This window comes from Maribacter sp. UH1 (assembly GCF_056839145.1).
The window spans coordinates 1,570,215-1,584,707 of record NZ_CM166387.1 but is presented as its reverse complement, the minus strand read 5'-3'; the positions used below and the strand labels follow the sequence as shown (position 1 = coordinate 1,584,707).

Genomic DNA, 14,493 nt, shown 5'->3' with positions numbered 1-14,493 from the left:
ATGAAGTCTTTTGGAAATCGAGCTTAGTTGCTCAAAAATCAATTTTAACATCAGAATAATAGCCCCTTTTATTCGTAATTATTTTACGAATGAAACTATCTATTTTCACAATTGCGGCGTTTTTTGCGCTGAGTATGGGTGTCTGTGCCCAAGAACAGGAAACCGACTCTTTAGAGGGTCAAAAAGTAGTGTTGGACGAAGTGTTCGTTTCGGCAATTAGGGTAACCAAGCAATCTCCGGTTACATTTTCAAATCTTACAAAAGAGGATATCAAACCAAGAAATTTGGGTCAAGATATTCCGGTTTTAATGAATTTTTTACCATCTGTTGTAACCACTACGGATGCAGGTGCGGGTGTAGGTTATACAGGTATTAGAGTAAGAGGTAGCGATGCTACCCGTGTAAACGTTACCATTAACGGTATACCTTATAACGATGCGGAATCTCAAGGAACTTTTTGGGTTAACATGCCAGATTTTGCTTCATCAACAGAGAGTCTGCAATTACAACGTGGTGTAGGTACATCTACTAACGGTGCAGGTGCTTTTGGAGCGAGTTTAAATGTGTTAACTGACGGATTCTCGCAAGATGCATACGGACAAATATCAACTTCAATTGGTAGTTACAGCACCTTAAGAAATAACTTGAAATTCAGTACAGGACTCTTAAATGACCATGTTGAAATTTCAGGTAGATTGTCTAAAATAAAATCTGACGGATATATTGATAGAGCCCGTTCAGACTTAGAATCTTATTTTTTACAAGCAGCGTATAAAGATGATAATACCTTGGTCAAAGCATTAATGTTTGGTGGTCATGAAATTACGTATCAAGCTTGGTATGGTATAGATCGTCAAACTTTGGAAACGGATAGAACTTTTAATCCTTCAGGTATTTACACAGATTTAGATGGTAATACCCAATTTCATGATAATGAGGTAGATAATTATAAGCAGGATCATGCGCAGCTGTTATGGAATGAGCAAATTTCTGATTTTTGGAGTACCAACATTGCTTTGCATTATACGAGAGGTAGAGGCTATTTTGAGCAATATAAAGAGGCAGACGATTTTTCTACCTATGGTTTTGAACCGCTAATAGTTGATGGTAACGAAGTAAATACCACCGATCTAATTAGAAGACGTTGGTTGGACAATGATTTCTACGGTACCGTTTTTTCCGCAAACTATAAGAAAGACAAGCTAGACTTAATAATGGGTGGTGGCTTCAATAAGTATGAAGGCGACCATTTCGGCGAAGTAATTTGGGCTAGATATGCTAGCAATAGTAGTTATAAAGACCGCTACTATGATGATAGTTCAACTAAAACAGATTTTAATTTGTATGCAAAAGCAAATTATCAATTAACAGATCAGTGGTCGTTATATGGAGATTTGCAATATAGAACAGTTGGGTACAAGGCTAATGGAGATGAAACAGGTTTGGTTGATGATACATTTAATTTTTTCAACCCAAAAGCTGGGGTAACTTTTGATTTAAATGCTAATAACAATTTCTACTTGTCTTATGCGGTAGCTAATAGAGAACCAAATAGAAATGACTACGAAAGCGGGAACCCTAAGCCAGAAAAATTAAATGATTTTGAATTAGGGTGGAGATACGTATCTACTAATGTACAGGTCAATACCAACCTATATTACATGAACTATAAAGATCAGTTAGTGGTAACAGGGGAATTAAATGATGTTGGTGCACCATTAAGAGAAAATGTTGGTGATAGTTACAGATTTGGTTTAGAGGTTGATGCGAATATTAGATTGGGAGATAAATTTAGTGTAAGACCTAATTTTGCTATCAGCGATAATAAGAACAAAAATTTCTTTATTGATAGAGATGGACTATTGCAAGGTTTAGGAGATACTAATATTGCATATTCTCCAGGTTTGGTAGCAGGTAATATTATTAGTTATATGCCTTGTGAAGCACTGAATCTTTCACTGTATTCAAAATTTGTTGGCGAGCAATATTTAAGTAATACAGACACAGAAGCATCAAAATTGGATTCTTATTTTACGAATGATTTTAATATCACTTATGAAATAAAAATGAATAATGTATTAAAGTCTATTGTATTTGCTGGGTTGGTAAATAACATTCTAAACGAGAAATATGTTTCTAATGGTTACACCTATTTAGACAGTTGGTCTACGCCAGGTAATACTTTTGAAGTTCAAGGCTATTATCCGCAAGCGGGTACTAACTTTTTATTGGGAGCAACGGTTAATTTTTAAAAATAGAGGCTGAGGTAATCCGTTACAAATTTGTCTTAAATATTTGCTTAAAAAGTACGGCGCGTAGAAGAATAATCTAAATTAGAACCCTAATATACAGGGTTATGGAGCGTAATATTCCCGTTTTTGGTAGTAGATTAAGAAATAACATTGTAACGGTGCCAGAAGTAATCTCACAATGCTCGGGTATTCGTGTATTTGGGCAATCTATAAAGTCATTTCTGTTTAGTACAGATGTGGCAATTATTAGAAATACAAATGCTAATGCGATTATAGCGGTATACCCGTTTACGCCACAACCGGTAATTTCCAATGCATTGATTTTGGCTGCCGATAAGCCTATTTTTTGCGGTGTCGGCGGCGGATTAACAACCGGAGTGCGATCGTTAGAATTAGCGATACATGCAGAATTTCAAGGGGCTTTAGGGGTGGTTTTAAACAAACCTACCCCTAATAGCCTTATTTCTATGCTTAAAGAAAAAATTGATATACCGGTAACCATTACTGTGGTTTCCGAAAAAGATGATTTCAAGGGTAGATTAGCTGCAGGGGTTGATATCTTCAATGTATCGGGAGCAGGTAAAACAGCTGAAATCATTAAAAGGATTAGAGATTTAGATGAGAAAGTAGCAATTATTGCAACAGGTGGTAAGACCGAAGAAACAATAGTACAGGCAATTGATGCAGGGGCAAATGCAATATCATACACTCCACCAAGTACAGGCGAATTATTTAAAGAGATAATGGATAAATATCGTGCTGAAGAATAATATTTAGTTAGAGATAATAACGCTGCCTCCACTAAAAGTAGCGCGGTATTCTAGCATGTCATAATAGCGGTTTTCATCATCGGGTCTATTTAATAATTGACCTGTAAATAAGCTATACTCATAACCTTCACATGAACATGTGGCAACTTGTCCACTAAAAGACATGGTAGAGCAATCATTAGGGGCGTGATTTGGGCAACTACCTTCAAAAGCCCTAAATTGATCAAAGCCAGAGTTGATTACAAAAACTCCTCTAGTACCAGCAAGATCACTATTAATATAAACCACACTGCCGGTGTTTGTAAGAGGACTGTAGGTAGGTAAGTTTAAATTTGCTTCAAAACGAAAACCGATTTCCTGTAAAAACGGATTTCTATTTGTGCCGTCATTGCTACAAGCGGTAATAATCAATAGAATAACAATGCCTAATCTCTTCATTATACTTAAAGTTTAGTTTTAAAAAACTTCAGCAAATGTGCGTAAAAATTATGTATATTTGTGTTAAATCCTCGCTTAAAAAGCCGAATTAACAGGCAATTGCAGAGGATTTGTTTATTTATAAAACGAGGAAGTTATGAGTAATATATCATACTATACTGTCGAGGGGTTAAAAAAGCTCAAGGCAGAACTAAATCATTTACGAGATGTTGAGCGCCCAAAAGCGTCTCAAGCAATTGCTGAAGCAAGAGATAAAGGAGATTTGTCAGAAAATGCTGAATATGATGCTGCGAAAGAAGCACAGGGACTCTTGGAAATGAAAATTTCTAAGATGGAAAATACGGTAGCCAATGCGCGTTTAATTGACGAGTCTCAATTAGATACTTCAAAGGTTTTGGTACTTTCTACGGTAAAGCTAAAAAATCAAAATAATGGCATGGAAATGTCTTATAAGTTGGTTGCGGAAAGTGAGGCGGATTTAAAAACTGGAAAAATTTCTGTGAACTCACCAATTGGTAAAGGTCTACTTGGTAAAAAGGTAGGGGATACTGCAGAGATCGTAGTGCCAAGCGGAGCTATAAAATTTGAAATTCTTGAAATTACAAGAGCATAAATTTTTTAAATAACTATATTTAATCCTATCCTTTCTAAATGGATAGGATTTTTTATTACCATTAAATACAAATTACTATGCCAACTATTTTTACGAAGATTATCAATGGTGAAATTCCGTGCTTTAAAGTAGCTGAAGATGACAACTTCTTGGCTTTTTTAGACATTAACCCCAATGCAAAAGGGCATACATTGTGTATACCTAAAAAAGAGGTTGATAAAATTTTAGATTTAGATGAAGAAACCTATTTGGGCCTGATGTCTTTTTCTAGAAAAGTAGGGAAAGCGTTAGAGGAAACAGTTGATTGCAAGCGTGTGGGTATGTCTGTTATTGGTTTGGAAGTACCGCATGTACATGTTCATTTAATTCCTTTGAATGAAATGAAAGATGCTACTTTTCAGCATAAGGTAAAATTGAGTAATGAAGAACTTAGTGATTTAGCTAAAGCAATAGGTTCTAAAGTTGAATAGCTCCAGAAATATATAAATAGATTGCACCGGCTACTAATGCTATAAGAATTAAGATTAAGCTATAGAACAGTAATGTTGGCTTAGATGATTTTTTGGTTGGTATAGCGGTTTTTTGATAGTAATTGAACATGCGTTCAATATCATCTGTCCAAGTAACAGGGTAAATAGTAGAGTGGCAGGTATTGCAAACTAATTTATTGCTTAGTTCTCCTGTAATTTTATGAAAAAAGCTACCATAGGTATGCTTTTGATAAAAAGTTAAATTTAAATCTTGATTAAAACACTCAGGACAGTTATTCGTCAGTTTGGCTTCCTTAATAACTTCTAATTTTTCCTTCGCCATAATTAGTGAGACACTTTTAAAGAAATTTGCATTATAGTACCTTCTTTACCAGATGATAACACCTTTATTTTGCCATCGTGATATTCTTCCACAATACGCTTAACTAAAGAAAGTCCTAAGCCCCAACCTCTTTTTTTAGAAGTAAAGCCGGGTGTAAAGATACTATTATAGTTGCTTTTAGAAATACCATGTCCAGTATCCGCTATTAAAATGTTGACATATTTGTTGTCTTGAACTATCTCAATGGCAATACTGCCTTTGCCTCTCATGGCATCAATGCCGTTTTTAACTAAATTCTCTATGGTCCAATTGTATAAAGAACTGTTTAACATAACCGGTAGGTAATCTACCTTTGTGCTGAAAGAAAAGTGGATAAGTTTAGAGCTTCTTCGCTTTAAGTAATCGAAGGCATCTCGTGTTTCCTTTACAATATCACTTTTTTCAAGTTTTGGTAATGAACCAATTTTAGAAAAGCGCTCGGTAATGGTTTCTAATCGATCAATATCCTTTTCAATTTCTTTTGTTATACTCGGGTTGATCGCTTCAGATTTCAACAATTCATTCCATCCTAAAAGAGAAGAAAGCGGTGTGCCAATCTGGTGCGCAGTTTCTTTGGCCATCCCGGCCCATAATTTATTCTGTTCAGAAGCTTTGTTGGTCTTGAACAAGAAATAGATAACCGCTGCAAAAAGAAAAATAATAAGAAGTAGGGCTATAGGGTAAAACTTCAACTTGGTTAAGACATCAGAATTCCCGTAGTATAAAGTTGCCAAATGTTCTCCTTGTTGATCAATGGAGATAGGTATATTTTCGTTTTTGAATTTCCTAAGCTGACTTTGTATAAACGCGGAGTCTTTAGCTTTGTTAGGTGGAAAATTATTTACCCTGATCGATTTATCCTTGTTAATAAGGATCATTGGGGTAGAAGTATTGTTTTGAAAAACCTTTAAATGTAAGCTGCCTAAATCTACAGTTTCAGAAGATTGTAAAAATTCTGATTGGGCGGTAGCCCAAATTTCCATTTTAAGCCGTTCTTCTTCTTTAAATTGCTTAAAAAAGCTATTGGTGTTCCATAAGATAAGACTCACCACAACAAAGGAGCCTATCAATAGAAAAATGTTGGAAATTTTGTTTTTAGGAATAAAGTTCATCCAATAGTTATCTAATACTAAAGATAACCCTAATTGTGAATAATTGTTGTGTTGTAATCCACGTGCGCTGTTTTATTAGAACATCATTTTATGTATTTTTGGAGTCTATTGTAAAAAGAGTTCAAGATGGAAATAGAAGGTAAAGTAAAATTGATAGGAGAAACCCAAACTTTTGGGTCTAATGGCTTTAGAAAAAGAGAATTGGTTGTTACTACAGATGAGCAGTATCCACAGCATATAATGGTAGAGTTTGTTCAAGATAAATGTGATTTATTGAACAGCTATAATGTAGGTCAAGATGTAAAAGTAAGCATTAACCTTAGAGGAAGAGAATGGACAAATCCTCAAGGTCAGGTTAAGTACTTTAACTCTATTCAAGGATGGCGTATAGAAGGGGCATCTCAAGGAGCAGCAGCGGGTATGCCACCAGTTGCACCAATGGAAGCTTTTGAGCCTGCTGATAATTTAAATGAAGAGGATCATGATGATCTTCCTTTCTAAGAATTGTAAAGAGATTGTAAAAGACGTTATGTCTTTATAATAGTAAACTTGTTTAGCTTTAAAAAGTTAAACAAGTTTTTTTGTTTTAGGACCTTTATTTATTTTGAACGATAATTTAAAAGCCTTGGCTAGTCATGTATTTTTTGACCGATGAACTTATTTTTCCACCAGTAGATAGTGCCAATGTAGAAGGCTTGTTGGCAGTTGGCGGCGATCTCTCACCAGAACGATTATTATTAGCATACCAAAGCGGAATATTCCCGTGGTTTGATAATGATTCTATCATTTTATGGTGGAGTCCCGATCCTAGAATGATTCTATATCCCGATCAAATAAAAATCTCTAAAAGCATGCGTAAGGTTATTCGTAATGAACAGTTTCGATTAACAAAAAATACGTGCTTTGGAGAAGTGTTAGAGTATTGTTCATCTGTACCGCGTGAAGGTCAAGATGGTACTTGGATTACGGATGATATGAAAAATGCGTACATAGCATTACATGAAAAAGGTATTGCAAAATCATATGAGGTTTGGGAAGACGATTCTTTAGTTGGTGGGTTATATGGGGTAGATTTAGGTGATGTATTCTGTGGCGAAAGTATGTTTAGTTTAACTTCTAACGCATCAAAATTTGCATTCATAAAACTTGCCGAAGAATTAAAAGCTAAAGATTATAAGGTTATTGATTGCCAATTGCATACGGATCATCTAGAAAGTATGGGTGCGCAAGAAATACCAAGAAAAGAGTTTATGAAGTTTTTAAATTGAGATGACCAGACTATTTAGAAAAAGGAAAACATGTTCTGTACTTTCTGTATAATTTTCCATTCTAAACTGTACTCCCAATTGCGCTTTTAGGTGTTCTGATATAGACCAACCAATTTGTGATGTAAGTCGTTGGTCATACATAGGTTTTATGCTTTTGCCTACACTCAACAAAGATTCTGTAGTAGCGACTAAATAGGGTTCGCCAATATCCATCTTTAAACCTTTTAAAGGTATATCTATGGCAAAGCGATACCTAAAACGATGAACTAGTGTAGAGGGCTGAATACGTTGCTCTATTCTAAATCTATTACCAAAACGAGCACTATTCGTTTTTTTAGTGATGTTAAATTGTTGGGTAAGCCTAAGTTCATTTTCCTTGTCACTTTCAAATGCTTCTCTAAATCGATACTGAACACCTAGACCTATGCTTTTATCTGGATCTATTGTTAAAGATGAAAAATGTGCTATCTCTATTTGTCGTATGGTTAGTTGAGATTTGTTGTCTTGGTAAGTATAATTTCTATTGGATAATGAAAAGTTCTGTTTAAGCAATGGGGTAACCTTATAGTTTAAAGCAACTTCAGGTTCCCAATATGCAATTGTGTTATTTTGTGATCGAATAAGGTAAGTGCCTAAAAAATAAAATAGGACTATGCTGAACCCAACCTTAGTACAGTACGTGATCATAATTAGGAGGAAGGGAGGTTCTTGTTTTTTTAAAATTACCATCTGCGTCAAACAGGATTTCATAGTCTAAATACCCCTTTTCTTTTTTGCCTACCACAACTATTTCATAGTTATTAGAAGGTAGCATAAGGTTTTGAAATGCGTTTTTGAATATATCTTCTACTACTTTATTATTTGAAGGATATTGTTGTTGAAGCCTCTTTATTTTATATTTGGTGAAAGTATTGTTCAAATAATCTAAAATTTTGGCATAAGTGTCATTTGGGATATCAGTAGGTTTAATGAGTATTTCAATATCTTCTAAAGTGCCTTCTTCATTAAATTCTATACTGTACCAAAGCTTGTCTTTTTTAAGTTTAGCTTCATAGCTTATTTTAGTGCTATCTGTTTCTTTGTAGTATTTAATACGTTTAAAATCTGTAACATATTGCTCTATGTTTGCAATGGCTAAAGCGGGGAATTGAGATTTAAGAATGCGATGTTCTCTTTCATATTTATATTGAGAATGCCCTACTTGAATACATAATAATATAGTGGCGATAGTTATTTTTAAAAGCATATTTTTCATGTTGCACGTAATTGGTTTACCTATACTTGATTGTATCTAAAACAATCTACTTGATGGTCGTTTACCATACCGGTAGCTTGCATAAAAGCATAAATGATGGTGCTACCTACAAATTTAAAACCTCTTTTTTTAAGGTCCTTACTTATGGCATCTGAAGTTGGTGTATTTGCTGGGGCATTTTTATAATCAATGACTTCATTTTTCACGGGTGTGTTATTTACAAATTCCCAAATGTAAGCACTAAAGGAACCAAACTCTTGTTGAATTTGTATATAAGCTTGTGCATTGGTAACGGTGGCTCTAACTTTTAATTTATTCCTAATAATACCCTCGTCTTGTAATAAGGATAAGATTTTTGTTTCAGGATATATTGCTATTTTTCGATAATCAAAATGATCAAAAGCTACCCTAAAGTTCTCTCTCCTTTTTAAAATAGTAATCCAGCTTAAACCGGCTTGAAAGGTTTCCAAAACTAAGAACTCGAACAATAACGCATCATCTTTAACAGGTACACCCCATTCTTGATCATGATAAGCTTCATAAAGTGAATCTCCTTTGCACCAGCCACACCTATTAGGTTCCATTGTAAAATATTTAAGTAACAAAAGTATTGAAAATGAGTTGAAATAAGGCGTATTTGGGTGTTTTGAGATATGTTATTTAGAATTTTAAAGTATTCTATTTTCCTTCCGATGAGTTGATATGAGTCATTAATTAATTGTTTAGAGTTCTTTATTAAATGTTAAACTATTAGAATATGATAGTATTACTATTATATTTGCAATCGACTTAATAATCAACAATATGGATAGGCTGTTGCAAGGCGTACAGATAAGGATAAATGAAAAGCTATATTTAAAAGACCCCGAGTCTTCTGGGCTTGGTAAAAAAATAATTGAATTCAGTATTCAGTTAATTAATGAAATAGGTTTTGAAAGTTTTACATTTAAAAAACTTGGTATGCAGATAGGCTCTAACGAAAGTTCTATATACCGTTATTTTGAAAATAAGCATAAGCTTTTATTATATCTAACATCATGGTATTGGGGTTGGATGGAGTATCAATTGGTTTTTGCTACTAACAGTATTAAAAATCCAAAAGAAAAATTGTTGAAGGCCATATTTATTATGACCAAGACTACCAAGGAAGATTCAGATTTTTCTCATATCAATGAAGTCCTTTTAAACAATATCGTTATCAACGAATATTCAAAATCATACCTGACAAAAGAGGTAGATGCCGAGAATAAAGAAGGTTTTTATATCATTTATAAAAGGCTTGTAAGTAGACTTGGCGAAATGATTACAGAGGTAGATTCAGATTATGAATATGCAACTAGTTTAGCAAGTACAATACTTGAAAATGGCTTACATCAACATTTCTTAAAGGAACATTTTCCTACGCTTACAGATTGTAATGATAAGGTAACACCAACGCAATATTTAACCCACCTTGTATTTAATACACTAAACCAAGACATAGATGAATAAAAATATCCTAACCGCCTGGCAACGTTTTCTAGGTCTTTTAAAATTAGACAAGAAAGATGTGTTTCAGGTATTTTACTATGCCATATTCGCAGGTGTGGTTAACCTTTCTTTGCCTTTAGGTATACAGGCTATTATCAATTTAATGCAAGGTGCACAAATAAGTTCATCATGGGTGGTTTTGGTAATAGGCGTAACCGTAGGTGTGGCATTCGTAGGTATTCTTCAATTAATGCAAATAAGGATTATTGAAAATGTTCAACAAAAAATATTTACTCGTGCTTCTTTTGAATTTGCGTATCGTTTTCCAAAAATTAAAATGAGTGAACTTTATAATTACTATCCGCCAGAATTGGCGAATCGTTTTTTTGATACGTTGACCATTCAAAAATCATTGTCAAAAGTTTTGATTGATTTTCCTGCTGCTCTATTGCAAATTGTTTTCGGCTTATTGCTTTTGTCTTTTTATCATCCCTTTTTTATCGTTTACGGTCTGCTTTTGCTTTTATTGATTTATGTTGTCTTTAAGTTTACGGCACAGCGAGGTTTAGATACCAGTTTAGACGAATCTAAGAGTAAATATAAGGTAGCGCACTGGTTACAAGAGATAGCGCGTTCTATAGTTAGTTTCAAGTTATCTGGTAAAACTTCTCATGCTTTAGATAAGAATGACACTTTGGTTGTAGAGTATTTGAATGCTAGAGAAAGTCACTTTCGCGTAATTGTACTTCAGTTTATACAAATGATAGGTTTTAAGGTTCTGGTAACTGCCGGACTTCTACTTATTGGTGGTTTGTTAGTATTGAATCAAGAGATGAATATTGGTCAATTTGTTGCGGCAGAAATTATCATTCTTTTGGTCATTAGTTCTGTTGAGAAATTAATACTTGGTTTAGAGACCTTTTATGATTTGTTGACTTCATTGGAAAAAATGGGTCAGGTTGTAGATAAAGAACTAGAAACACAAGAAGGCGAAAAACCATTCTTAGAGAACCAAGCTTTTACTGTAGAATTAAGTGATATTACATATAGTGTACCACAACAAAAAAGACAGATAATTACCAATTTAAGTTTAACTATAACTCCTAACTGTACTATTCTTTTAAGAGGAAATAGTGGATCTGGTAAAAATACTTTGTTAAGAATTATTGCGGGTATTATTGAGCCTGATAGTGGTGGGGTTTATGTAAACGGAGTTTCTTTAAGAGGAATGAACTTAAATTATTACCGCTCACATCTAGGTCAATCGTTACCAGAAGAGTCACCTTTTGAGGGTACTATTCTCCATAATATCACTTTTGGTGATAAGGAAACTACTAATGAACAAGTGTATTGGGCATTGGATAAGGTTGGGTTAACGGATTTTGTTAAGAAACAACCTGAGGGTTTAAATACGGTTCTTTACCCAGAAGGAAAACAGATTCCGTATACGGTATCTAAAAAGATTGTGCTTGCAAGAAGTATTGTACGTAAGCCTAAATTACTAATTCTAAAAGATCCCCTTGATCAGTTTAATAGTGAAGAGGCAGACCGTATTTTGAGCTTTTTAAGTGATTCATCTAACGGGTGGGCTTTACTTGTAGTAAGCGAGAATGATAAGTGGATCAAAAAATGTTCACGAATTATTACCATGGACAAAGGACAGATTATTAACGAAATCGCAGGAAAAGATGCTTAATATTTCTCATAAAAAACTAAACCAATCTGTTTCTATTGAGCGATTTAAATCCGTTCAAAAAGTAAATCATAAAAGACATTATAAGCACTTTAATAGATTTTTGTTTGCGTTTGCAGTGGTGGGTGTAATTGTATTGTTTTTACCTTGGACACAAACGATAAATGCCCGAGGTTTTTTAACTACGCTAACACCAGGTCAAAGACCGCAAACTATTCAATCTCAAATACCGGGTAGAATAGAAGAGTGGTATGTACAAGAGGGAGACTATGTAAAAAAGGGAGATACAATACTCTTTATATCTGAAGTAAAGTCTGAGTATTTTGATCCGGATCTAGTGGAAAGAACTGGGCAGCAATTAAAATCAAAATCATCTTCTGTTACGTCTTATGAGGATAAGGTGAAATCTTTAGATAATCAGGTAGCGGCGTTATTCAATGAAAGGCGGTTAAAATTAGAGCAAGCCAAGAATAAATTGATGCAAGCGAAATTAAAGGCACAAAGTGATAGTATTGATTTTGAAGCGGCAAAGACGAACATACAAATTGCAGAACGCCAATATGAACGTACGGCTCAGTTACAAAGCGAAGGTTTAAAGGCGGTAACTGATGTTGAGGCAAAACGTTTAAAGCTTCAGGAAACCCAGGCTAAATTGCTTTCTCAAGAAAATAAACTGTTGGCGGCCAAGAATGAAATCATCAATGCTGAGGTTGAAATCAATAGAGTACAGGCTTCTTATACAGATAAGATTTCAAAAGCGCAGAGCGATAAGTTTACGGCGATGTCTAATCAATTTGATTCTGAGGCTCAGGTAAGTAAACTGGAGAACGATTATACAAATTATCAAATGCGAAGCGAGCTTCGTTATATCCGTGCACCACAAAATGGCTATATCAATAAAGTGCTAACTGCAGGTATTGGTGAGACTTTTAAAGAAGGTACTCCATTGGTTGGAATAATGCCGGCAGAATATGATATGGCGGTAGAAACCTTTGTAAATCCTATAGACTTACCGTTGATCCATTTGGGAGAAACGGTTAGAATTCAGTTCGATGGTTGGCCGGCAATTGTATTTAGCGGATGGCCAAATGCATCTTACGGAACTTATGCTGGTAAAGTGGTGGCTATTGAGACTTTTATAAATCCGAATGGGAAGTATCGAATACTATTGTCGCCTGATAAAGATGATCAAGCATGGCCAGAAGCCTTACGTGTAGGTTCTGGGGCAAATACGATTGCATTGTTAGAAGATGTGCCTATTTGGTATGAACTATGGCGTCAGTTGAACGGATTCCCTGCCAATTATTATCAGCCAGAAGGTGCTCAAGATAAACCTGTAAAAAAATAGTGATGAAGGGAATGATTGTCTTTTTATATCTAATTACGGGCTTATTTTCAAATGCTCAGACCCCAGATTCCATAGAACTGAATTTCAGGGAGTATTTGGGTTATGTAAAAAAGTATCACCCTGTAGCCAAACAGGCAGAAATGGTAATGAGTGTTGGTCAAGCAAGCCTAATGAAAGCACGTGGTGGTTTTGACCCCAAGATATCTGTGGATTATTCAACCAAGGAATTTAAAGGTTCAGAATATTATGACCTCTTAAACTCTACCTTTAAAATACCTACTTGGTACGGTATAGAGTTGAAGGGCGAATTTGAACAATATTCTGGTGAATATTTAAATGCCGAAAGAAATGTACCCGATGATGGCTTATATAGTGCCGGAGTTGCCCTGTCATTAGGTCGTGGTTCTTGGATCAACGAACGTATGGCTACCGTAAAGAAAGCCAAATTTTTCAGGGAGCAATCTAAGGCAGATAGAGATTTATTGGTGAATCAGATTTTGTTCGATGCTTCATTGGCGTATTTTAATTGGTTACAAGCCTATAGGAATAGTTTGTTGTTCAATGATTTTTTGTTGAATGCCAAGGTAAGGCTTAAGGGTGTTAACCGTAGCGCGCAAGCAGGTGAAATAGCTGCCATAGATACAGTAGAAGCTAAGATTGCAGTGCAAAATAGAGCGTTAGAACGTGAGCAGGCAAATGTAACTTTACGAAATGCCAGGTTAGAACTTTCTAATTACCTGTGGATGGGAGAAAACATACCAATGGAGCTACAACCGCAAGTTGTGCCAGATACATCTTTAGATACTGAAATTGATCAAGCATTGGAAATTCTAGGAAAACCGTTGGATAGTTTTGTGTTAGAAAATCATCCGAAGTTAAAATCGTTAGGTTATAAAATTGATGGTCTGTTAGTGGATAAGCGTTTAAAAACAAATAAATTGTTGCCAAGAATAGATGTGGAATATAAGTTCATTACTGATGAGCCAGAGTACTTGAATTCATTTGAAACACAAAATTATAAAGCAGGCTTAAATTTTGAACTTCCGCTATTTCTTAGAAAAGAGCGTGGAGATTTAAAATTGGCGAAATTGAAATTAAAAGACGCACAGTTCGAGCTTGATAATGCCGAGGTTCAGATTCAGAATAAAATTACCGCTATATATAATGAGTTAGATTCCTTTCAGGATCAGAATGTTCTTATAGATGATATTGTGTCTAGTTACGAAGCTTTATTAGCTGCCGAAGAGCGAAAATTCAGTTTTGGTGAAAGTTCACTTTTTCTAATAAACTCTAGAGAAAGTAAGTTGATAGACGCCGTATTGAAACAAAACCAGGTAGAGAATAAATACTTTACGGCAAAAGCTAAGCTGTTCAATAGCTTGGCGGTAAATCCTGAGAATTTGTAAGCTTTGTACTTTTATT

General features: G+C 34.7%; 16 protein-coding genes. 10 read left to right on the top strand and 6 right to left on the bottom strand.

Annotation, left to right across the window (positions count from 1 at the left end):
- Positions 1 to 89: 89 nt before the first annotated feature.
- Together UH1x_RS06895 and UH1x_RS06890 are read left to right on the top strand one after the other, a co-directional pair.
- Positions 90 to 2,252: a TonB-dependent receptor gene (locus UH1x_RS06895; RefSeq protein ID WP_482625904.1), complete on the top strand. Its 2,163-nt coding sequence runs from the start codon at positions 90 to 92 to the stop codon at positions 2,250 to 2,252.
- 104 nt (positions 2,253 to 2,356) lie between these two features.
- Complete coding sequence (locus UH1x_RS06890; protein ID WP_482625903.1) at positions 2,357 to 3,022, top strand: beta/alpha barrel domain-containing protein; 666 nt, start codon at positions 2,357 to 2,359, stop codon at positions 3,020 to 3,022.
- A 3-nt stretch (positions 3,023 to 3,025) separates the two neighbouring features.
- Here UH1x_RS06890 and UH1x_RS06885 read toward each other — a convergent pair whose 3' ends face one another.
- On the bottom strand, positions 3,026 to 3,460 hold the full coding sequence (locus UH1x_RS06885) for a Rieske (2Fe-2S) protein (protein WP_482625902.1): 435 nt from the start codon (positions 3,458 to 3,460) through the stop codon (positions 3,026 to 3,028).
- Between the two features lie 136 nt (positions 3,461 to 3,596).
- Between UH1x_RS06885 and greA the strand changes: the two genes are divergently transcribed.
- The gene (greA, locus tag UH1x_RS06880; RefSeq protein WP_482625901.1) at positions 3,597 to 4,073 is read left to right on the top strand and encodes a transcription elongation factor GreA; all 477 of its coding nucleotides are present in this window, start codon (positions 3,597 to 3,599) and stop codon (positions 4,071 to 4,073) included.
- A gap of 77 nt (positions 4,074 to 4,150) precedes the next feature.
- Complete coding sequence (locus tag UH1x_RS06875; RefSeq protein WP_482625900.1) at positions 4,151 to 4,543, top strand: HIT family protein; 393 nt, start codon at positions 4,151 to 4,153, stop codon at positions 4,541 to 4,543.
- Here UH1x_RS06875 and UH1x_RS06870 read toward each other — a convergent pair.
- Positions 4,530 to 4,886 (bottom strand): hypothetical protein, encoded by a 357-nt coding sequence (locus UH1x_RS06870; protein ID WP_482625899.1) that lies wholly within the window; start codon positions 4,884 to 4,886, stop codon positions 4,530 to 4,532. The two genes, UH1x_RS06875 and UH1x_RS06870, sit on opposite strands and share 14 nt — an antisense overlap.
- A 2-nt stretch (positions 4,887 to 4,888) precedes the next feature.
- A complete protein-coding gene (locus UH1x_RS06865; protein ID WP_482625898.1) occupies positions 4,889 to 6,037 on the bottom strand; it encodes a sensor histidine kinase in 1,149 nt (382 codons plus the stop codon).
- Between the two features lie 126 nt (positions 6,038 to 6,163).
- Between UH1x_RS06865 and UH1x_RS06860 the strand changes: the two genes are divergently transcribed.
- Positions 6,164 to 6,538, top strand: a complete 375-nt coding sequence (locus UH1x_RS06860) for a DUF3127 domain-containing protein (RefSeq protein ID WP_076546396.1) — start codon at positions 6,164 to 6,166, stop codon at positions 6,536 to 6,538.
- Between the two features lie 134 nt (positions 6,539 to 6,672).
- On the top strand, positions 6,673 to 7,305 hold the full coding sequence (aat, locus tag UH1x_RS06855; protein WP_482625897.1) for a leucyl/phenylalanyl-tRNA--protein transferase: 633 nt from the start codon (positions 6,673 to 6,675) through the stop codon (positions 7,303 to 7,305).
- Here the strand turns inward: aat and UH1x_RS06850 are convergent.
- Genes UH1x_RS06850 through UH1x_RS06840 form a run of 3 tightly spaced genes read right to left on the bottom strand, consistent with a single transcriptional unit; the run spans position 7,297 to position 9,144 of the window.
- Positions 7,297 to 7,992, bottom strand: a complete 696-nt coding sequence (locus UH1x_RS06850; protein WP_482625896.1) for a DUF2490 domain-containing protein — start codon at positions 7,990 to 7,992, stop codon at positions 7,297 to 7,299. The two genes, aat and UH1x_RS06850, sit on opposite strands and share 9 nt — an antisense overlap.
- Positions 7,973 to 8,551, bottom strand: coding sequence for a hypothetical protein (locus UH1x_RS06845; RefSeq protein ID WP_482625895.1), 579 nt, complete (start codon positions 8,549 to 8,551; stop codon positions 7,973 to 7,975). The genes UH1x_RS06850 and UH1x_RS06845 overlap by 20 nt, the downstream gene beginning before the upstream one ends.
- A gap of 29 nt (positions 8,552 to 8,580) precedes the next feature.
- On the bottom strand, positions 8,581 to 9,144 hold the full coding sequence (locus UH1x_RS06840; protein WP_482625894.1) for a DNA-3-methyladenine glycosylase I: 564 nt from the start codon (positions 9,142 to 9,144) through the stop codon (positions 8,581 to 8,583).
- Positions 9,145 to 9,364: 220 nt separating this feature from the next.
- Here UH1x_RS06840 and UH1x_RS06835 point away from each other — a divergent pair, with 220 nt between their 5' ends.
- The 4 genes from UH1x_RS06835 to UH1x_RS06820 are packed head-to-tail and all read left to right on the top strand — an operon-like array spanning position 9,365 to position 14,477.
- On the top strand, positions 9,365 to 10,051 hold the full coding sequence (locus UH1x_RS06835) for a TetR/AcrR family transcriptional regulator (RefSeq protein ID WP_482625893.1): 687 nt from the start codon (positions 9,365 to 9,367) through the stop codon (positions 10,049 to 10,051).
- Entirely contained in the window at positions 10,044 to 11,726 is a 1,683-nt protein-coding gene (locus UH1x_RS06830) for a peptidase domain-containing ABC transporter (protein WP_482625892.1), read from the top strand. Before UH1x_RS06835 ends, UH1x_RS06830 begins: the two co-directional genes overlap by 8 nt.
- Positions 11,719 to 13,071 (top strand): HlyD family secretion protein, encoded by a 1,353-nt coding sequence (locus UH1x_RS06825; RefSeq protein WP_482625891.1) that lies wholly within the window; start codon positions 11,719 to 11,721, stop codon positions 13,069 to 13,071. Before UH1x_RS06830 ends, UH1x_RS06825 begins: the two co-directional genes overlap by 8 nt.
- A gap of 2 nt (positions 13,072 to 13,073) precedes the next feature.
- Positions 13,074 to 14,477: a TolC family protein gene (locus UH1x_RS06820; RefSeq protein WP_482625890.1), complete on the top strand. Its 1,404-nt coding sequence runs from the start codon at positions 13,074 to 13,076 to the stop codon at positions 14,475 to 14,477.
- Positions 14,478 to 14,493: the final 16 nt, after the last annotated feature.

Excerpts from the sequence above, each read along its gene's own strand:
- UH1x_RS06895 (WP_482625904.1), top strand. The coding sequence starts at position 90 with ATGAAACTATCTATTTTCACAATTGCGGCGTTTTTTGCGCTGAGTATG.
- UH1x_RS06890 (WP_482625903.1), top strand. The coding sequence starts at position 2,357 with ATGGAGCGTAATATTCCCGTTTTTGGTAGTAGATTAAGAAATAACATT.
- UH1x_RS06885 (WP_482625902.1), bottom strand. The coding sequence starts at position 3,460 with ATGAAGAGATTAGGCATTGTTATTCTATTGATTATTACCGCTTGTAGC.
- greA (WP_482625901.1), top strand. The coding sequence starts at position 3,597 with ATGAGTAATATATCATACTATACTGTCGAGGGGTTAAAAAAGCTCAAG.
- UH1x_RS06875 (WP_482625900.1), top strand. The coding sequence starts at position 4,151 with ATGCCAACTATTTTTACGAAGATTATCAATGGTGAAATTCCGTGCTTT.
- UH1x_RS06870 (WP_482625899.1), bottom strand. The coding sequence starts at position 4,886 with ATGGCGAAGGAAAAATTAGAAGTTATTAAGGAAGCCAAACTGACGAAT.
- UH1x_RS06865 (WP_482625898.1), bottom strand. The coding sequence starts at position 6,037 with ATGAACTTTATTCCTAAAAACAAAATTTCCAACATTTTTCTATTGATA.
- UH1x_RS06860 (WP_076546396.1), top strand. The coding sequence starts at position 6,164 with ATGGAAATAGAAGGTAAAGTAAAATTGATAGGAGAAACCCAAACTTTT.
- aat (WP_482625897.1), top strand. The coding sequence starts at position 6,673 with ATGTATTTTTTGACCGATGAACTTATTTTTCCACCAGTAGATAGTGCC.
- UH1x_RS06850 (WP_482625896.1), bottom strand. The coding sequence starts at position 7,992 with ATGATCACGTACTGTACTAAGGTTGGGTTCAGCATAGTCCTATTTTAT.
- UH1x_RS06845 (WP_482625895.1), bottom strand. The coding sequence starts at position 8,551 with ATGCTTTTAAAAATAACTATCGCCACTATATTATTATGTATTCAAGTA.
- UH1x_RS06840 (WP_482625894.1), bottom strand. The coding sequence starts at position 9,144 with ATGGAACCTAATAGGTGTGGCTGGTGCAAAGGAGATTCACTTTATGAA.
- UH1x_RS06835 (WP_482625893.1), top strand. The coding sequence starts at position 9,365 with ATGGATAGGCTGTTGCAAGGCGTACAGATAAGGATAAATGAAAAGCTA.
- UH1x_RS06830 (WP_482625892.1), top strand. The coding sequence starts at position 10,044 with ATGAATAAAAATATCCTAACCGCCTGGCAACGTTTTCTAGGTCTTTTA.
- UH1x_RS06825 (WP_482625891.1), top strand. The coding sequence starts at position 11,719 with ATGCTTAATATTTCTCATAAAAAACTAAACCAATCTGTTTCTATTGAG.
- UH1x_RS06820 (WP_482625890.1), top strand. The coding sequence starts at position 13,074 with ATGAAGGGAATGATTGTCTTTTTATATCTAATTACGGGCTTATTTTCA.